General features: G+C 74.8%; 18 protein-coding genes. 13 read left to right on the top strand and 5 right to left on the bottom strand.

The features are described from left to right. Positions 1 to 11: 11 nt before the first annotated feature. Complete coding sequence (locus ACWEVP_RS32560) at positions 12 to 1,220, top strand: glycosyltransferase (RefSeq protein ID WP_452066387.1); 1,209 nt, start codon at positions 12 to 14, stop codon at positions 1,218 to 1,220. Positions 1,221 to 1,222: 2 nt separating this feature from the next. On the opposite strand, the gene ACWEVP_RS32555 is transcribed toward ACWEVP_RS32560, so the two are convergent. From ACWEVP_RS32555 to ACWEVP_RS32545, 3 genes are read right to left on the bottom strand one after another with little or no spacing between them, the layout of a single operon-like run. Then, positions 1,223 to 2,113: a glycosyltransferase family 2 protein gene (locus ACWEVP_RS32555; protein WP_452066386.1), complete on the bottom strand. Its 891-nt coding sequence runs from the start codon at positions 2,111 to 2,113 to the stop codon at positions 1,223 to 1,225. Then, entirely contained in the window at positions 2,092 to 2,958 is an 867-nt protein-coding gene (locus ACWEVP_RS32550) for a glycosyltransferase family 2 protein (RefSeq protein WP_452066385.1), read from the bottom strand. Before ACWEVP_RS32550 ends, ACWEVP_RS32555 begins: the two co-directional genes overlap by 22 nt. Next, positions 2,955 to 3,803, bottom strand: coding sequence for a polysaccharide pyruvyl transferase family protein (locus tag ACWEVP_RS32545; RefSeq protein WP_452066384.1), 849 nt, complete (start codon positions 3,801 to 3,803; stop codon positions 2,955 to 2,957). The genes ACWEVP_RS32550 and ACWEVP_RS32545 overlap by 4 nt, the downstream gene beginning before the upstream one ends. Before the next feature lie 72 nt (positions 3,804 to 3,875). Here ACWEVP_RS32545 and ACWEVP_RS32540 point away from each other — a divergent pair, with 72 nt between their 5' ends. The 9 genes from ACWEVP_RS32540 to ACWEVP_RS32500 all read left to right on the top strand — a co-directional run bounded on the left by ACWEVP_RS32540 (position 3,876) and on the right by ACWEVP_RS32500 (position 12,387). Then, positions 3,876 to 4,841 (top strand): UDP-glucuronic acid decarboxylase family protein, encoded by a 966-nt coding sequence (locus tag ACWEVP_RS32540; RefSeq protein ID WP_452066383.1) that lies wholly within the window; start codon positions 3,876 to 3,878, stop codon positions 4,839 to 4,841. Positions 4,842 to 4,956: 115 nt separating this feature from the next. Next, complete coding sequence (locus tag ACWEVP_RS32535) at positions 4,957 to 6,630, top strand: carbamoyltransferase family protein (RefSeq protein ID WP_452066382.1); 1,674 nt, start codon at positions 4,957 to 4,959, stop codon at positions 6,628 to 6,630. After that, positions 6,630 to 7,190 (top strand): D-sedoheptulose-7-phosphate isomerase, encoded by a 561-nt coding sequence (locus ACWEVP_RS32530; protein ID WP_452066381.1) that lies wholly within the window; start codon positions 6,630 to 6,632, stop codon positions 7,188 to 7,190. The genes ACWEVP_RS32535 and ACWEVP_RS32530 overlap by 1 nt, the downstream gene beginning before the upstream one ends. Next, complete coding sequence (locus ACWEVP_RS32525; protein WP_452066380.1) at positions 7,187 to 8,554, top strand: PfkB family carbohydrate kinase; 1,368 nt, start codon at positions 7,187 to 7,189, stop codon at positions 8,552 to 8,554. The genes ACWEVP_RS32530 and ACWEVP_RS32525 overlap by 4 nt, the downstream gene beginning before the upstream one ends. A 30-nt stretch (positions 8,555 to 8,584) precedes the next feature. Next, the gene (locus ACWEVP_RS32520) at positions 8,585 to 9,271 is read left to right on the top strand and encodes an SDR family oxidoreductase (RefSeq protein WP_452066379.1); all 687 of its coding nucleotides are present in this window, start codon (positions 8,585 to 8,587) and stop codon (positions 9,269 to 9,271) included. Then, entirely contained in the window at positions 9,262 to 10,212 is a 951-nt protein-coding gene (locus ACWEVP_RS32515) for a glycosyltransferase family 9 protein (RefSeq protein ID WP_452066378.1), read from the top strand. Before ACWEVP_RS32520 ends, ACWEVP_RS32515 begins: the two co-directional genes overlap by 10 nt. Continuing rightward, positions 10,205 to 11,509 carry a UDP-glucose dehydrogenase family protein gene (locus tag ACWEVP_RS32510; protein WP_452066377.1) on the top strand — a complete coding sequence of 435 codons (1,305 nt, stop codon included), beginning with the start codon at positions 10,205 to 10,207 and terminating at the stop codon, positions 11,507 to 11,509. The genes ACWEVP_RS32515 and ACWEVP_RS32510 overlap by 8 nt, the downstream gene beginning before the upstream one ends. Next, positions 11,506 to 12,111, top strand: coding sequence for a flavodoxin family protein (locus ACWEVP_RS32505; protein WP_452066376.1), 606 nt, complete (start codon positions 11,506 to 11,508; stop codon positions 12,109 to 12,111). Before ACWEVP_RS32510 ends, ACWEVP_RS32505 begins: the two co-directional genes overlap by 4 nt. A gap of 96 nt (positions 12,112 to 12,207) precedes the next feature. After that, on the top strand, positions 12,208 to 12,387 hold the full coding sequence (locus ACWEVP_RS32500; protein ID WP_372672827.1) for a hypothetical protein: 180 nt from the start codon (positions 12,208 to 12,210) through the stop codon (positions 12,385 to 12,387). Between the two features lie 15 nt (positions 12,388 to 12,402). On the opposite strand, the gene ACWEVP_RS32495 is transcribed toward ACWEVP_RS32500, so the two are convergent. Together ACWEVP_RS32495 and ACWEVP_RS32490 are read right to left on the bottom strand one after the other, a co-directional pair. Continuing rightward, positions 12,403 to 13,560, bottom strand: a complete 1,158-nt coding sequence (locus ACWEVP_RS32495; protein ID WP_452066375.1) for an FUSC family protein — start codon at positions 13,558 to 13,560, stop codon at positions 12,403 to 12,405. Next, on the bottom strand, positions 13,557 to 14,906 hold the full coding sequence (locus ACWEVP_RS32490) for an aldehyde dehydrogenase family protein (protein ID WP_452066374.1): 1,350 nt from the start codon (positions 14,904 to 14,906) through the stop codon (positions 13,557 to 13,559). The genes ACWEVP_RS32495 and ACWEVP_RS32490 overlap by 4 nt, the downstream gene beginning before the upstream one ends. 89 nt (positions 14,907 to 14,995) lie before the next feature. Here ACWEVP_RS32490 and ACWEVP_RS32485 point away from each other — a divergent pair, with 89 nt between their 5' ends. Genes ACWEVP_RS32485 through ACWEVP_RS32475 form a run of 3 tightly spaced genes read left to right on the top strand, consistent with a single transcriptional unit; the run spans position 14,996 to position 18,059 of the window. Then, complete coding sequence (locus ACWEVP_RS32485; RefSeq protein ID WP_452066373.1) at positions 14,996 to 16,474, top strand: HAD-IIIA family hydrolase; 1,479 nt, start codon at positions 14,996 to 14,998, stop codon at positions 16,472 to 16,474. Beyond that, the gene (locus ACWEVP_RS32480; RefSeq protein WP_452066372.1) at positions 16,471 to 17,505 is read left to right on the top strand and encodes a glycosyltransferase family 9 protein; all 1,035 of its coding nucleotides are present in this window, start codon (positions 16,471 to 16,473) and stop codon (positions 17,503 to 17,505) included. Before ACWEVP_RS32485 ends, ACWEVP_RS32480 begins: the two co-directional genes overlap by 4 nt. 8 nt (positions 17,506 to 17,513) lie before the next feature. After that, positions 17,514 to 18,059 carry an antibiotic biosynthesis monooxygenase gene (locus tag ACWEVP_RS32475; RefSeq protein ID WP_452066371.1) on the top strand — a complete coding sequence of 182 codons (546 nt, stop codon included), beginning with the start codon at positions 17,514 to 17,516 and terminating at the stop codon, positions 18,057 to 18,059. The last annotated feature ends 25 nt before the right edge of the window (positions 18,060 to 18,084 follow it).

Here is an 18,084-nt window from a genome sequence, read left to right as displayed (position 1 = left end):
ACGCCTCTCCGATGAAGATCGCGATGGTGTCCGAGCACGCCAACCCCCTGGCGGCGTTGGGCGAAGCCGACGCCGGTGGACAGAACGTGCACGTCGCCGAGCTGTCGGCGGCCCTCACGCGCGCCGGGCACGACGTCACCGTCTACACGCGCCGGGAAAGCCTCGACGAACCGGGCGAGGTCCGGGCGCCGCAGGGGTACGGGGTCGTGCACGTGCCCGCCGGGCCGCCGCGGAAGGAGCCGAAGGACCGCCTCCTGCCGTACATGGGCGAGTTCGGCAGCTTCCTGCGCGACCGGTGGGCCGCCGACCGGCCCGACGTGGCGCACGCGCACTTCTGGATGTCCGGCCTGGCGACTGCCCTCGCGGCGAGCGCGACCGGGACGCCGGTGGCGCAGACGTTCCACGCCCTCGGCGTGGTCAAGAAGCGCTACCAGGGCGACCAGGACACCAGCCCGGCGGATCGGATCCGGCTGGAGCGGATCATCGGCAGGCATGCCGGGCGCGTCATCGCCACCTGCTCCGACGAGGTGTTCGAGCTGTCGCGGCTCGGCGTGCCCCGGTCGCGGATCTCGATCGTGCCCTGCGGCGTCGACCTCGGGCGCTTCTCCCCCGACGGGCCGGTCGCCCGCCGCCGCGAACGCCACCGGCTGGTGGCCGTCGGGCGGCTGGTGCCGCGCAAGGGGTTCGACCTCGCGATCACCGCGCTCGCCCAGCTGCCGGACACCGAACTGGTGATCGCGGGCGGTCCCGAACGCGGGCGGCTGTCGCAGGACCCGGAGGCGAAGCGGCTGCGGGAGCTGGCCGACCGGCTCGGGGTCGGCGAGCGCGTCCGGTGGCCCGGCCAGGTGTCCCGGGAGGACATGCCGGCCCTGTTGCGCTCGGCCGACGCCGTCGTCTGCACGCCGTGGTACGAGCCGTTCGGGATCGTGCCGCTGGAAGCGATGGCGTGCGGGGTCCCGGTGGTCGCGGCCGCGGTGGGCGGGCTGACCGACACCGTCGTCGACGGCGTCACCGGGCTGCTGGTCCGGCCCCACCAGCCGAAGGAGCTCGCGTCCCGGGTCCGGCGGCTGCTGGACGACCCGGCGCTCTGCCACGCGTACGGCACCGCGGGCCACGACCGCGCGGTGGCCCGTTACTCGTGGGACCGCGTCGCGGCCGACACGCTCCGGGCGTACCACAAGCTCGTCCCGCAGCAGGCGGCCACCGCCGAGGCCCGCTGACCTCAGCCCACGTAGCGGCGGGCCGTCGAGTTCCGCTGGGGTTCTTCCAGCAGGCACAGGCCGTGCTCGACGTGCGGCGGGACCACCTTGCGGTCCGCGAGGACCCACGGGAGGCCGCGCAGCACGTCGAGCAGGGCTGCCGCCGTCGCACGGTCGCGAGGGGCGGTGCGCAGCACCTCGCGACCGCGGCGGAAGACCGCCGGCCAGGGACGGCGCAGCAGCAGTGTCCACAATGTGTTGCGGATGCCGAGGCGGCGGCGGTGCCGCGGGTCGCGCAGCTTCGACGGCGCGTGGTGGATCACCACGTCCTCGGCCCAGCACATCCACCAGCCGCGCGCGGCGAGGTCCAGTGCGAACAGCTCCTCTTCGCCGCCCAGCCACATCCGCGTCGAGAAGCCGCCGACCTGGCGGAACGCGCTGACGCGCACCGCGGTCAGCCCGGCCATGATGCCCAGCAGCGCCGGCCCGGGCAGCCACGACGGGCCCGGCACCGGCGAATCGCGCAGCTCCGGCGTGATCGGGTCCTCGGCCAGCCCCGGCTCGACCAGGCAGCGCCCGGTCACCGAGCCGAGGCCCGGGTACTCGTCGAGCAGGTCCGCCGCCCGGGTCAGCGCGCCCGGCTGCCAGGTCGTGTCGTCGTCGCAGAACGCCACATACGGCGTCGTGACCTCCTCGACGGCGACGTTGCGCGCCACCGCGCCGAGGTTTTCCGCCAGGGCGAACAGCCGGACGCCGGGAAACTCGCGCGCGACCATCGCGGCCGTCCCGTCGGCGGACCCGTTGTCCGCGACGAAGACCGGCGGATCGTCCGGCAGGGACGTCATGTGCGCCAAGGTCTCCCGCAGCTGCTCACGGCGGTTGCAGGTGATGATCACGACCGAGATGCGCGCCATTCGGCGGTCCTTTCCAGAGTCCGGGCCTGGTCTTCGACGTGGGCGGGCAGGACGTGGCGGGAGCCGAGCGCCCGCGGCAGCCGGGCCACCGCGCCGAGCACGGCGCCGGGTGCGGTGACGAGCGTCCGGGCCACCTCCCGGCGGCAGACCCGCGGCGGCCGGCGCAGCACGGCGATGAGCAGCCGGTTGCGCAGCTCGGCGCGGCGGCGCCAGGACGACGGCGGCCGCGACCGCGACGGGTGGTGGTGGGCGCGCAGGTGCCCGACGTAGCAGACGTCCCAGCCGCGTGCGGCCAGGTCGTAGGCCAGCAGCTGCTCCTCCGCTCCGAAGTGCAGCAGCGGGCTGAAGCCACCTGCCTGCAGGTACGCGGTGCGGCGGACGATCGCCGAGCAGGCGAGGAATCCCAGCACCAGCGGCCCGGGCGCGCCGTCGGGACGGCCGAGCGGGCTGCGTTCCATGTCGGGTGTCACCGGGTCGTCCCGGCACTCCGGGCCGACGAGGGTGCGCGCGGCGAGGAGGCCGGCCCGCGGGTGTTCGTCGAAGATCCGTTCGGCTTCGGGCAGGGCGCCGGGCGCCCACCACGAGTCGTCGTCGCTGAAGGCCACGTACGGCGTCTCCGCGACGAGCACCCCGAGCGTCCGGGCCGCCGCCCCCAGGTTGTGCGGCAGCCGGATCAGCCGGACACCGGGGAAGCGCGCGGCGACGTCGGCCGTGTCGTCGTCCGAGGCGTTGTCCAGCACCACGACCGGCGGCCGCGGGTCCAACGAGGACAGCCGGGCGAGGGTGCGCGCCAGTTCCCCGGCGCGGTTGTGGGTGGCGATGACGACGGTCGTGCGCGCGCTCACCGCGAACCCGCCAGCTCGTCGAGCAACCCGGCCAAGGACGGTGCCGGCGGTGGCGGGACCACAGTGGACAGACACCACTTCAGGCGGGCGTCGAGCAGCGCGGTGTCCGCGGCGTCTTCGGCCGCGAGGACCGGCCAGCCCAGCGCGTTCGCCTGCGCGGTCACCTTTCCGCCGCCGGCCACCGGGTCGACGGCGATCACCGGGACGCCGGCCTTCAGCCCGAGCACCAGCCCGTGCAGCCGCGTGGTGACGACGGCGTCCATTTTGGACACCAGGGAGACGAACTGGTCCGGCGTCGCGCAGCGCTGCCAGTCTTCGTGCGCCAGCCGGGTGTCCAGGGGCACCCGCGCGCAGTCCAGGCCGGCGACCCAGCCGGTCAGCGCGTCGTGGACCTCGTCGTGCCGCCCCGCGCCGCCGTATTCGGGCTGGTGCGGCGCGAGGACCACGCCGAGCACCGGGGTCCGGGAAACCGACGCGGCCAGGGAGAGGTCCGGGGTGGCCCCGTCGTCGCGGGGGAAGACCCGGTGGAACCCGGTCACCGCCGGGTCCCGCGGGTCGGGCACGGTCACCCCGACCGCGATCCGGCGGCAGGAGGCGTACCGCTCGTGCAGGGAGCGCACCTGCGGCCCGTGCACCGGGCCGCAGGCGAACACCACGTGCGTGTAGTCCGAAGGCGGCGCGTCGGGCAGGTGCCGGGTACCGGGCCGGAAGCCCGGGCTCCAGACGACGTCGTGGCCGATCCCGGCTCGCGCGAGCGCGGCCCCCACCGCGCGCAGGCTGAGGACGTCACCCGCGGTCGCTTCGCCGTGCAGGAAACTGGCCCATCCGGTGAGCAGAACTCGCATGTCCGGCGCGTACCCGCTCGCCTCGGGCTTACACGGGGTTTGCGCCCGGAGCCGCGGGGTAGCCGCCACGGCATGACGAATCCGGGAGTGACCAGGCGGTTCGAGCGTGCGGTGGTGACCGGGGGTGCCGGCTTCGTCGGCGCGCACCTGTGCGAGCTGCTGCTCGAAGAGGACATCGAAGTGATCGCCGTGGACAACCTCGCGACCTCCTCGCCCAGCTCCCTCGACGCGCTGCGCCGCCACGAGAAGTTCCGTTTCGTGCGCCACGACGTCACGCAGCCGATGCCGCTGAACTGCCGGGCCGACGTCGTGTTCCACCTGGCGTCGGCCGCGTCGCCGCGCGATTACCTCGCCCTGCCGCTGGAAACGCTGCGCGCCGGCTCGCACGGCACCGAGCACGCCCTCGACCTCGCCCGCCGCGACGGCGCCCGGTTCGTCCTCGCCTCCACCAGCGAGGTCTACGGTGATCCGCTGGAACACCCGCAGCGCGAGGAGTACTGGGGCAACGTCAACCCGATCGGCCCGCGCAGCGTCTACGACGAGGCCAAGCGCTTCGCCGAGGCACTGACGGCGGCCTACCGCCGCGAACACGGCGTCGACACCGGGATCGCGCGGATCTTCAACACCTACGGCCCCGGCATGCGCGCCCACGACGGCCGGATGATCCCCGCGTTCCTCGACCAGGCCCTCAAGGGCGAACCGATCACCGTCACCGGCACCGGTGAGCAGACGCGGTCCATCTGCTACGTCGAAGACACCGTGCGCGGCCTGCTCGCCCTCGCCCGGTCGGACCACCCGGGACCGGTCAACATCGGCAACCCGCACGAGCTGACCGTCCGCCAGGTCGCCGAGCGGATCAAGGACATCACCGGCTCGGACTCGCCCGTCGTGGAGATCGACGCCGTCGTCGACGACCCGCGGCGCCGCTGCCCCGACATCTCCCTCGCCCGGGACGTCCTCGGGTGGGAACCGAAGATCGACGCCGAGGAAGGGCTTCTCCGCACCGCGGCGTGGTTCCGCCGGGCGCCGCTGCGCTGAGTAGCGACGCCCAGGGCTTTCGCCCGCGATCGTTTATGGGTGACTTCGCCGGGTAGCGCTATAGGCGAGAGCGGACCGGCGATGGAGTCCGCACCGGAACGCCAGGGGCAGGTCGATGCGCATCCTCGGGATCAACGCCGTCTTCCACGACCCGGCCGCCGCGCTGGTGGTGGACGGCGAGATCGTCGCCGCGGCCGAAGAAGAACGCTTCAGCCGCCGCAAGCACGGCAAGCAGGCCGTCCCGTTCTCCACGTGGGAACAGCCCGCGCAGGCCGCGGCCTGGTGCCTGGAGCGGGCCGGACTGTCCGCGAAGGACCTCGACGCCGTCGGGTACTCCTACGACCCCGCGCTGGTCGAGCCCGGCCTGGCCGGCCACGACCCGAGCGGCGAGGAGCTGCGGACCGAGTTCGCGAAACGGGCCCCGCTGTTCCTCAAGTCCGCTTTGCCCGGTCTCGACCCCGGCATCGTCAAATTCGTCCGCCACCACGTCGCGCACGCCGCGTCGGCAGCGCTGGCCGCGCCCTTCGGCGACTGCGCCGTGCTCGTGGCCGACGGCCGCGGCGAGAGCACGTCCTACCTGGCCGGTGAGTACCGCGACGGCCGCTTCAAGGAGCTGGCCGCGCAGCAGCTCCCGCACTCGCTCGGGCTGCTCTACGAGGACCTGACCGAGCACCTCGGCTTCGCCCGCTCCAGCGACGAGTACAAGGTCATGGCGCTGGCCTCTTACGGCAAGCCGGAATTCCTCGACGAGCTGTGCGAGCACGTCCACGTCACCGGCGACGGCGGCTTCCACGCCTCCGGCGTCAACCTCGCCGCACTGGCCCCGCGCCGGGAGGCGGGCGAAGAACTGACCCGCCGGCACGCCGATCTGGCCTCGAGTGTCCAAAAGGTCCTCGAAGACATCCTGCTGGAGCTGACGGACTGGCTGCACGACCAGACCGGCCACCGCGACCTCGCCCTGGCCGGCGGCATCGCCCTGAACTGCGTCGCCAACACCCGTCTGCACGCCGAAGGCCCGTTCGACCGGGTCTGGGTGCAGCCCGCGGCGGGCGACGCCGGCACGGCGCTCGGCGCGGCCCTGCAGCTGGCCGCCGACGCCGGCGAGCGCGGCGCGCCGATGGGCGGCGCCGGCCTGGGTCGCGAATGGACCGACGAGCAGCTCGAAGAGATCCTGGTCAAGGCGAAGCTGCCTTACGAACGTCCCGACGACGTCGCCGAGACCGTGGCCGAGGCACTGGCGAACGACGAAGTGATCGCCTGGTTCCAGGGCCGCGCCGAGTTCGGGCCGCGGGCGCTGGGCCACCGTTCGCTGCTGGCCCACCCGGGCCGGAAGGCGAACCTCGAACGCCTCAACGACGTCAAGGGCCGCGAGCAGTTCCGCCCCGTGGCGCCGATGGTGCGGGCCGAGCGGGCCGGCGAGATCTTCACCCGCGGCCCCCTGCCGAGCCCGTACATGCTGTTCGTGCACGACGTGGCGGAAGACTGGCGGGACAGGATCCCGGCCGTGACGCACGTCGACGGCACCGCCCGGGTCCAGACCGTGGAGGACCGCGAAAACCCCGTCCTGGCGCGGATGCTCGCCGGGTTCGAACGGCGCACCGGCCTGCCGGTCGTGATCAACACCAGCCTCAACACCGCGGGCCGGCCGATGGTCGACTCGCCCCGCGACGCGCTCGAGTGCTTCGGCTCCGCGCCGATCGACCTGCTGGCGCTGGGGCCGTTCGTGCTCCGGCGTCCCCGTCCGACACGACCCGGCGCGGCGTCGCCGGAGGAGAAGGAGGTGCCGTGATGGAAGACCATCTCGCCGCTCTGGCCGAAGCCGCCGGGCGGATGCGCGAATCCGCCCCGAAGATCACCGGCTGGGGCCGGCACCTGGCCGGCGTCTTCGAGGCCGGCGGCCGGCTGCTCGCCTGCGGCAACGGCGGCAGCGCGGCCGAGGCCCAGCACCTGACCGGCGAGCTCGTCGGCCGGTTCCGCGACGAGCGGCAGCCGCTGTCGGCGATCGCGCTGCACGCGGACACCTCCGCGACCACCGCCATCGTCAACGACTACGGCGACCACGAGGTCTTCGCCCGCCAGGTGCGCGCGCACGGGCGCCCCGGCGACGTGCTGGTCTGCCTGTCCACCAGCGGCACCAGCCAGAATGTCGTCGCCGCCGCGAAGGCCGCGCACGAGCTGGGCGTCACGACGTGGGCGCTGACCGGGCCCGCGCCGAACCCCCTGGCCGCGTTGTGCGACGACGCCGTCACGGTCGAGGCACCGACCGTCGCGACCGTCCAGGAAATGCATCTGGCCCTGGTGCACGGCCTGTGCGCGGCGCTGGACGACGCGCTCGGAGTGACCGCGTGAGGCCGCTGGTCGTCCTCGGCGACACGCTGCTCGACGTCGATGTCGAAGGGACCGCCGAGCGGCTGTGCCCGGAGGCGCCGGTGCCGGTGGTGGACCTGACCGCGCGGCGCCGCCGCCCGGGTGGCGCCGGCCTCGCCGCTCTGCTGGCCGCGCGGTCCGCAGCCGACGTCGTGCTGGTGACGCCGCTGGGCGACGACGAAGGCGGGCACGCGCTCACCGGCCTGCTCGAACCCGACGTCACCGTGCTGCCGCTGCCGCTGCGGGGCACGACGGTGTGCAAGACCCGCGTCCGCGCGGGCGGGCAGTCGTTGCTGCGCCTGGATTCCGGCGACGGTACGGCCACCGCCGGACCGCTGCCCGCGCCGGTGCGCGAGGCCCTCGAAGAAGCCGGCGCGATCCTCGTCGCCGACTACGGGCGCGGTCTGACCCGCAACCCGCACGTCCGGCGGCTCCTGCGCGACCGGGCCGGGGAGGTCCCGGTGGTCTGGGACCCGCATCCGCGCGGCGCCCAGCCGGTGCCCGGGATCGCGCTGGTCACCCCGAATCTCGCCGAAGCCCGCGCGGTGCTCGCCGGGCACGAAGAGCCGGCCGAGCTGGCCAAGCTGCTGCGCGGGCACTGGCACGCCGACGCGGTCGCGGTGACCGTCGGCTCGGCCGGCGCGGTGGTGTCCGACGGCCTCGGCGAATCGGCCGTGCCGATCCCCGCCGCGGCGCGGGTGCCGGGGCACGCCGCGCCCGACACGTGCGGTGCGGGTGACCGGTTCGCCGCGGCCGCCACCGCGGCCCTGCTCGCCGGGGCCGGCGCCGGGGAGGCCGTGGCGACCGCGGTCGAGGCGGCCGCCCGGTTCGTCGCCGACGGCGGGGCCACCGCGCTGTCCACGAACGACGGTCCGGTGGCGGACCCGCAGCCGGCCACCGACGCCTTCGGCCTCGCCGAGCGCGTCCGGGACCGCGGCGGCCGCCTCATCGCCACCGGCGGCTGCTTCGACCTGCTCCACCCCGGGCACGTGAGTCTGCTGCGGCAGGCCCGCGCGCTCGGCGACGCGCTCGTCGTCTGCCTCAACTCGGACGCGTCGGTGCGGGGCCTCAAAGGACCCGGCCGCCCGCTCGTGCGGGACCGCGACCGGGCCCGCCTGCTGACCGCGCTGTCCTTTGTGGACGCCGTGGTCGTGTTCGACGAGGACTCCCCCGCCACCGTGCTGGACCGGCTGCGCCCGCACGTGTGGGTGAAGGGCGGCGACTACGCGGCCGCCGACCTGCCCGAACGCGCGGTCGTCGAACGCCACGGCGGCGAAGTGGTGCTCGTCCCGACCGTCCCCGGCTATTCGACGTCCCGGCTGGTCGCCGCGGCGGCCAGTGCCTGAACCCCGTCCGACGACTCCCGAAGGAGTGCGATGCGACCCCTCGGCAACGTCCTGATCACCGGTGGTGCCTCCGGCCTCGGCGCCGCCACCGTCGACGCCGTCCGCAAGGCGGGCGGCACCCCCTACGTCCTCGACCGCGTCCGCCCCGAAGACCCGGCCGAATACGTCGAAGCCGACCTGACCGACACCGCCGCGACCGAGGCCGCGGTGCGCGAGCTGGCCGAGCGCGCGGGCGGCTTCGACGGCGTCTTCACCGCCGCCGGCACCGACGCCTGCGGCCCGCTCGGCGAAGTGTCCACGCAAGCCTGGGAGCGGGTCGTCAAGGTCAACCTCCTCGGCACCGTCGCGGTGATCCGCGCCGCGCTCCCCTACCTGGAGCGTTCGCACGGGACGGTCGTCACCGTGGCGTCCACTTTGGGCATCAAGGCCGTGAGCGACGCGACCGCCTACTGCGCTTCGAAATTCGGGGTCGTCGGGTTCACCCGCGCGCTGGCCGCGGAGCTGGCCGGGCGCGTCGGTGTCACGCTGCTGATCCCGGGCGGGATGTGGACGCACTTCTTCGACGGCCGCACCGATCAGTACAAGCCGCCGCCGGACGCGAAGCTCAACCAGCCCGAGAACGTCGCCGACACCGTCGTCTTCGCCCTTCGGCAGCCGCCCGGCTCCGAGGTGCGCGAACTCGTGGTGTGCGCGTCGGAGGAGGGGTCGTGGCCGTGAGCTCCGCGGTCCTCGTGCTGCGCGCGCTCGGGCTCGGGGACCTGCTGACCGGGGTCCCCGCGCTGCGGGCGCTGCGGGCCGCGTACCCGGACGACCGCCTGGTGCTGGCGGCGCCGGAGGGCCTGCGCGACCTCGTCGAGCTGATCGACGCGGTCGACGAGCTGCTGCCGACCGCGGGCCTGGGCGACCTCGCGTGGCCCGGACCGCCGCCGAGGCTCGCCGTCAACCTGCACGGCAGCGGCCCGGAGAGTATTCACGACCTGCTGGCGGCCGATCCCGGCGAACTGCTGACCCACCACCACCCCGACTTCCCCGACGTGCCCGGCCTGCCGTGGCGCGACGACGTCCACGAGGTCGACCGCTGGTGCCGGCTCGTCGAGTACGCCCACCTGGAGGCGGACCGCACGGCGCTGCGGCTGCCCGTGCCACCGGGCCCGAGTCCCGCCCCGGACGCCGTCGTGGTGCACCCGGGCGCGGCCTTCCCCGCCCGGCGCTGGCCGCCGGAGCGGTTCGCCGGCGTGGTGCGGGCGCTCGCCGCGGCCGGGCACCGCGTGGTGCTCACCGGCAGCGGCGCCGAACGCGAGCTGGCGTCGTCGATCGCCGACCGCGCCGGGCTCGGCGAAGACGCCGTGCTGGCCGGGCGGACGGACCTGGCGGAACTGGCCGCGCTGGTGGCCGGGGCCGCGCTGGTCGTCTGCGGCGACACCGGTGTCGGGCACCTCGCGACCGCGTTCGGCACGCCGTCGGTGCTGCTGTTCGGCCCGACCCCGCCGCGGCTGTGGGGCCCGCCGCCGGACGCGCGGCAGCACGTCGTGCTCTGGGCGGGCAACGTCGGCGACCCGCACGGCGAAGAGCCCGACGGCGGGCTCCTGCTGCTCGGGGAGGACCGCGTGCTGGCCGCGACCCGCTCGGCACTGGAAATGCGGGTGGCGCATGGCTGAGCACATCGGGATCGTCGGCGCGGGCTACGTCGGGCTGACCAGTGCCGCGTGCTTCGCGCGGCTCGGGCACCGGGTCACCTGCGTGGACGCCGATCAGTCCAAAGTGGACGCCCTGCGCCGCGGCGAAGTGGCCATCGCCGAGCCCGGCTTGGCCGAGCTGACCGGGCAAGGCCTCGACGACGGCACGCTCACCCTCACCGGCGCCCAGGCCGAGCTGTACGGCGCCGGCCTGGTCTTCCTGTGCCTGCCGACGCCACCCGCCGCGGACGGACGGCCCGACCTCGGCGTGCTCGAACACGTGCTGCCGCAGCTGGGGCGTCTGCTGCGCCCCGGCTGCGTCGTGGTCACGAAGTCGACGGTCCCGGTCGGCACGGCCGCCCGGCTGCCCGGCCTGCTGGGCCGGGACGACCTGCCGGTGGTGGCCAACCCGGAGTTCCTGCGCGAGGGGCACGCCGTCGAGGACTTCCTGCACCCGGACCGGGTCGTGGTGGGCACCGACCCGCCGGAATCGGCCGCGGCGCACCGCGTCGCGGGGCTGTACGAGCCGACCGGCGCGCCCGTGGTGGCGACCGACTCGGCCAGCGCCGAACTCGCGAAGTACGCGAGCAACGCGTTCCTCGCGGTGAAGCTGTCCTACGTGAACGTCCTCGCCGAACTGTGCGAACGGTTCGGCGCCGACGTTCGCGAGGTCGCCCGCACCATGGGCCTGGACGCGCGGATCGGCCCGGAGTTCCTCGCCCCCGGCCCCGGCTGGGGCGGCTCGTGCCTGCCCAAGGACACCTCGGCGCTGCTGCACGCGGCCGAGGCGGCGGGCGTCGAGTTCGGCATCCTGCGCGACGCGGTCCGCGTCAACGCCCGGCAGCGCGCCCGGGTGGTGCGGGCCGTGCGCCAGGCCGTCACCGGGTCACCGGCGGGTTCGCTCGCCGGCGCGCGGATCGGCCTGCTGGGCTTGGCGTTCAAGGCCGGCACCGGCGACCTGCGCGACTCACCCGCGCTGGCGGTGGCGGCCGACCTCGCCCGCGCGGGCGCCGAACTGGCCGCCCACGACCCGGCCGTGGGTGCCGTGCCCGGCCTGGACACCGTCCAGGTCGTCGACGACCCGTACCTGGTGGCCAAGGACGCCGCCGCGCTCGTCGTGCTCACCGAATGGCCGGAGTTCCGGGACCTCGACTGGGCCCGGCTGGCCGCGTCGGCCGCGCGGCCGGTCGTCGTCGACACCCGCAACCTGCTCGATCCCGACGCTCTCGCGGGCTTCACGCACGTGGGCGTCGGAACCCCACCCAGGAGGCAGTCATGACCCTGCGCGTCCTCGCGCTGACCTGCACGCTCAAGCCGTCGCCGGCGAAGTCGAGCAGCGACCTGATCGCGCGCCAGCTGCTCGACCTCTTCGCCGAGCGCGGCGCCACCGGCGAGGTGATCCGCGTGGTCGACCACGACGTCCGCCCGGGCGTCGAGGCCGACATGGGCGCCGGCGACGAATGGCCGGAGATCCGCCGCAGGATCGCGGCCGCCGACATCCTGCTGATCGCCACGCCGACGTGGGTCGGCCACATGTCGAGCGTCGCGCAGCGGGTGCTCGAACGGCTCGACGCGGAACTGTCCGAAACCGACGACGAGGGCAGGCCGGCGATGTTCGGCAAGGTCGCGGTGGCCGCGGTCGTCGGCAACGAGGACGGCGCGCACAAGATCATCGCGGACCTGTTCCAGGCGCTGAACGACACCGGTTTCACGGTCCCCGCGCAGGGCGGCACGTACTGGAACGGGGAGGCCATGCAGGGCGGCGACTACCAGGACCTCGACGAGACGCCCAAGGCCGTGGCCTCGACGAACGCGACGCTGGTCCGCAACGCCGTCCACCTGGCCACCCTGCTCGGCGCGCAGCGGTACCCGGCGTCCTGATTACTCCTTTCGAGTGAGGTCCTTGCTCCGGAAGAGTGTGGCCCAGGCCACGGGGTAGCCGGGGAGGACCTTCGATCCCGTCAGGGGGCTCCACCGATGCCGAACCGAGTCATGATCAGCCGCGACAGCAAGCCCATCCCGTGCGAGGAGTGCGGGTTGCCGACGTTGCACGTCGCCCGGCTGGTCGCGGGGGACGGGTCGTTGCTGGGCCAGACGATGGTCTGCACGGCCTGCCGACGCCACCGCTCCGAAGCCGAGGCCATCGCGGTCCCGTGACAGCGCGTCCCGAACTCAGCGGTTCGCCAGCTTCTCCACGAGCAAGCGCGCCGGGAGGATCATCGTGCCCAGGCCCAGCCGGGCCGGGACGCCGTCCTCGTCCGCCGTGACCAGCCGCTCCTCCAGCTTCTCCAGCAGCGCGCGGCACTCCTCCAGGTCGACCGGCTCCCCCACCGCGGCCACCGCCTGCACGGCGCCCGCCAGCAGGTGCAGCAGGTCGGCCAAGGAGTCCCGCGCGTCCGCCCATGGGTACTCGAACGGGTGCCGGTCGCGCGCCCGGGTCGTGGTGCGCACCGCGGCGATCAGCTGGGCCACCGCGGGCCACAGCGCGGTGAGCGTCCGAAGTGGACGTTCGTGGTCCGCGCCCGCCGTCCGCCGACCCCGGCGCAGGTTCAGCATCCGCCCCTCGCGCGTCAGCCCGACCGCCTCCTCGGCCGCCAGCACCTGGCTGCGGGTGTCCTGGGCCCGCGCCGGCAGGTCATCGAGGTCGCCCGGTTCGTCGTGGCGCACCAGGTCCGACAGCGACTCCAGCAGGCCGGCCAGCGCCGTCGCGAGCCGGGCGGTCGCCGCGGCCAGGCGTTCGCCGTACAGCGGCGGGAAGATCAGCGTGTTGACGGCGACGCCGATGGCCGCGCCCAGCGCCGTCTCCAGGAGGCGGTCGCCCAGCAGCGAAAGGTCGCGGGCCGTGCCGTAGGAGATCAGCAGCATGCCGGTGACGCCGACCCACACTCCCGCGTCGCCGAACCGCCGCCAGTTCCCCGCGAGCAGGCCCACGAACACGACGACGGCCAGCGCGACCGCCTGCACCGGGATCAACTGGCCGGCCAGGGCGGCCAGCAGCACGCCGGTGGCGACCGAGCCGACCTGCTGGAGCCACCCGCGCAGCGACCGGTACACGGTCGCTTCCACCAGGAAGATGGCCGCGTACGGCGCGAGGAACGGCTGCGGCAGCTTCAGCACCAGCGTCGCCAGCAGCCACGCCGCGGTCGCGGCCAGCGTGGCCTTCGCCGTCTGGACGAGGATCCGGCGTTCGCGGCCGGGGACCCGCAGGGCGCGGGCGAACCAGCCCAGCGGCGTCCGGTCGTGGTGGTCGGCTTCGGTGCCGAACACGACGGCCAGGCCCCGCTTGACGTCCTCGCCCGCCTTCAGCCGCGGAGGGCGGCGCTCGGTCATCCGGGCGGCGCCACGTGGACGAGCTTGGTCTGGGTCAGCTCGTCGAGCAGCTCCGGCCCATAGCCGTAGCCGTTCCCGCTGCGGCCGCGGGGATGCGCCGCGCCGCCGGGAGCGCCGCCGAAGACGTCGTTGACCTTCACCGTCCCGGCGGGCAGCTCCCGCCACGCGCGCTGGGCGTTCGCCATCGACGCCGTGAGCACGGTCGCCGCGAGCCCGTAGTCGCCCTTCGCCGCTTCGGCGAGCCCCTCGTCGAAGCTCGGCACGACCTGGACCGGGGCCACCGGGCCGAACGTCTCCTCGGTCATCACCCGCAGGTCCGCGGTGCAGCCCGTGAGCACGGTCGCCGGGTAGTGCGCGCCGGGACCGCCGGGCACCGCTCCCCCGGTCAGCAGCCGGGCTCCGCGCTCGACCGCGTCCGCGACGTGCGAGTGCACGTGGTCGCGGTGCCGCCGGTCGACCAGCGGTGCGAGGGTCCGGGCTTCGGCCTCCTTGACCAGTGCGGCCAGGAACTCCTCCGCGACGGCGTCGTGGACGTAGATCCGTTCGACGGACACGCAGATCTGGCCCGAGTTGGCGAACGCGCCCAGCGCCGCTTGGCTCGCGGCCCACGCCGGGTCGACGTCGGCGTCGACCAGCAGCGGGTCGTTGCCCCCGTTCTCGAGCAGCGTCTTCGCGCCGGTCGCGGCCGCGCTCGCGGCGATCGACCGGCCGGTCGCGGTGCTGCCGACGTGGGCGAGGACGTCGACGTCGTCGCGCATCGCCAGGATCGCGCCGACCCCGCCGTCGCCCTGCAGGGTCTGCACCACGCCGCCGGGGAACACGCCGGCCAGGAGCTCGCCCAGCAGCTGCCCGGTGTGCGGCGCGCGCTCACTCGGCTTGTGCACCACGGTGTTCCCGGTGACCAGGGCCGCGCCCAGCAGCCCGCACGCGACCGCGACCGGGTCGTTCCACGGCGTCAGCGCGACGACCACGCCCCGCGGCTCGGGCACCATCAGGTCGGTCGCGCCCGGGTCGCCGAGCAGGCTGCGCCCGCGGTGGACCGGGCCGAGCTCGGCGTACTGGTCCAGCGTGCCGGCCCCGGCGAGCACGCCTTCGCGGGCTTCGTCGCGCGGGCGGCCCGTTTCCGCTTCGTTCGCGGCGGCCAGGTCGTCGGCCTGGGCCCGGAGCCGCTCGGCCGCGGTGTGCAGCAGTGCGCCGCGCTCGGCGGCCGGCGTCCGCGCCCACGCGGCCCGGGTCTCGTTCGCCAGCGACAGCGCGGCGTCGATCTCGTCTTCGCCCGCGGTCGGCACGCTGCCCACCACGCTGCCGTCGGCCGGGTTCCGGATTTCGATCGTCCCCGCGGTCATCCGCACCTCCTTCGTGTCCCTGCCCGGTTACCCCCGCGCCCGCGATCGACACGCCGTTTGACCGGGCGTCTCGCGGGTAGCCCGGTCCGGTGACTGCTTCGCTCGACTACACCGTGGTGATCCCCACGACGGGCCGGGAGACGCTTCGGCCACTGCTCGACACCGTCCTCGGCGGCGAAGGCCCGCGACCGGCGGAGATCCTGGTCGTCGACGACCGCCCCGGTGGGTCCGAACTGGACGTTCCGGGCGGCGTGCGCGTCCTGCGCTCGGGCGGGCGCGGCCCGGCGGCCGCGCGGAACCTCGGCTGGCGCACGGCGAAGAGCGAGTGGATCGCGTTCGTCGACGACGACGTCGTGCTCGCCCCCGACTGGCCCCGGCGGCTCGCCGAAGACCTGCTGTGGCTGCCCCCGGAAGTGGCCGCGTCCCAGGGCCGGATCACCGTCCCGTTGCCCGCGGACCGCCGTCCGACCGACGACGAGCGCGGCACGGCGGGCCTCGAGCACGCGCGGTGGATCACCGCGGACATGGCCTACCGGCGCGCGGCGCTGGTCGAAGCGGGCGGGTTCGACGAGCGGTTCCCGCGCGCGTTCCGCGAGGACTCGGACCTCGCGCTGCGCGTCGCCGAAGCCGGGCACCGGATCGCTCAGGGCGAGCGGCTGACGACGCACCCGGCGCGGCGCTCGGGGTTCTTCTACAGCCTGAAAGCCCAGCGCGGCAACGCGGACAACGCGCTCATGCGCGCCAAGCACGGCGTCCTCTGGCGCCAGCGCACCGGCGCGGGCCAGGGCCGGCTCGGCCTGCACGCACTGTCCACAGTGGCCGGTCTGGCGGCGCTGGCGCTGCCGCTGGTGCGGCAGCGCGGGAAAGCCGTCGTCGCCGCCGGGATCTGGGCCGGGCTGACGGCGGAGTTCGCCGCCCGCCGGATCCTGCCGGGCCCGCGCACCCCGGGCGAGATCGCCCGGATGGCCGTGACGAGCGCGCTCATCCCGCCGGCCGCGTGCTACCACCGCGTGCGCGGGGAAATCGCGGCGCGGCGCCCGAAGCCGCCGGCCGCGGTGCTGTTCGACCGTGACGACACCTTGATCGTCGACGTCCCCTACCTCAACGACCCGGCCGGGGTCCGCCCGGTGCCCGGCGCCGCGGACCTGGTGAGCCGGCTGCGTGAGCGCGGCATCCCGGTCGGGATCGTCAGCAACCAGTCGGGTGTCGCGAAAGGACTGATCGCCCCGCACCAGCTCGCCGCCGTGAACGCCCGCGTGGACGAGCTGCTCGGTCCGTTCGGCACGTGGCAGGTCTGCGTGCACGACGACGGCGACGGCTGCGACTGCCGCAAACCGCGACCGGGCATGGTGCTGCGTGCGGCAGACGAGCTGGGCGTCGATCCCGCGTCGTGCGTGGTCATCGGCGACACCGGCGCCGACGTCGACGCCGCGCTGGCCGCGGGAGCCCGCGCGGTGCTGGTGCCGACGGCCCGCACGCTCGAGCCCGAGATCGCCCGCGCGCGCCGGCACGCCGCCGTCGCGAAGGACCTGTCCGAAGCGCTGCGCGTGGCCGGGGTCGCCGGATGAGCCGGGTGCTCGTCGCCCGTCAGGACAACCTCGGCGACGTCCTGCTGGCCGGTCCGTGCGTCCGCGCGGTCGCCGCGCAGGCGTCGCACGTGACGCTGCTGGCCGGCCCGCACGGACGCGCCGCGGCCGAGTTGCTGCCGGGCGTCGACGAAGTCCTGACGTGGACGGCGCCGTGGATCGACCCGTCGCCGCCGCCGGTCACCGCCGAGGACACCGGCGCGTTCGTGTCGCTGGTCCGGGAGGAGTCGTTCGACCGGGCGCTGATCCTGACGTCGTTCCACCAGTCGCCGCTGCCCTTGGCGCTGTTGCTGCGCCAGGCCGGCGTGCCGTGGATCGGCGCGATCTCCGAGGACTACCCGGGCAGCCTGCTCGACTTGCGCCACCGCGTCGACGGCGACCCGCCGGAAGCGGTCCGGATGCTGTCGCTCGCCGAGGCGGCCGGCTACGCGCTGCCGCCCGACGACCACGGCGCGTTGGCCCTGCGGCGCCCGCTGCCCCCCGTCACGCGCCTGACAGGCGGCGGCGCGTACGTCGTGGTCCACCCGGCCGCGTCGGTACCGGCACGGCAGCCGTCACCGGCCTGGAGCCACCGAGTGGTGCGGGCGCTGGCCGCCGAGGGGCATCGCGTGCTCGTGACGGGCGCGCCGGGCGAGGCGCACCTGACGGCGGGCGTGGCGGGGACGTCGGCGGTGAACCTCGGCGGCCGGACGTCGTTGGCCGAGCTGGCGGCGGTGCTGTCCGGCGCACAGGTCGTCGTCGCGCCCAACACCGGCCCGGCGCACCTGGCCGCGGCGGCGGGCACACCGGTGGTGTCGCTGTTCGCGCCGGTGGTGCCGGCCGAGCGCTGGGCCCCGTACGGCGTCCCGGTGGTGCTGCTGGGCGACCAGCGGGCACCGTGCCGCGCCAGCCGCGCGCGCGTGTGCCCGGTGCCGGGCCACCCGTGCCTCGAGGAGATCGACCCGGCGGAGGTCTGCCGCGCGGTCGCCGACCTCGGCGCGGTGGCCCCGGCCGCGATCAGTTCCCTGTTGTAGGGAGAGTCATGTCCACATCGGACATCGAACCGGTGACCACGGTGTACAGCTGGCGCGCCAAGCCGGACCGTGTCGGCGAGTTCGCGGAGTGGGCCCGCGGCGCGACGGCCGAGGCGGCCCACTACCCGGGCAACCTCGCGGCGACGGTGGTGCACAACGAAGACAGCCGCGACTTCCACGTCGTCCACCAGTTCGCCACCCGCCGTGATCTGCGCCGATGGCTCGAATCCCCCGAGCGCGAGAAGTGGCTGCGCCAGGCGCGCCGGCTGGCCGCGACGAAGACGGCGCAGCAGCACCGGACGGGCTTGGAGACGTGGTTCCACGTCCCCTCCGAGGCGATCGCGACGATGAAGCCCCCGCCGCGCTGGAAGATGTGGCTGATCTCGCTGGTGGCGGTGTACCCGCTGGTGCTGGGGTTCCAGGCGTGGGTGGTCCCGCTGACGGCGTCCTGGCCGCTGCCGCTGCGAGCGGCGTTGTTCCCGCTGGTGCTGCTGACGACGATGACGTACGTGGTGATGCCGGCGGTGACGCGGTTGTTCCGCCGGTGGCTGTGACGACCCGGGCGAGCGGCACCCCGCC

This window comes from Amycolatopsis sp. NPDC003865, assembly GCF_053605345.1.
Note: the sequence above shows the minus strand (reverse complement) of the source record. Positions and strands in the feature narration are given on the sequence as shown.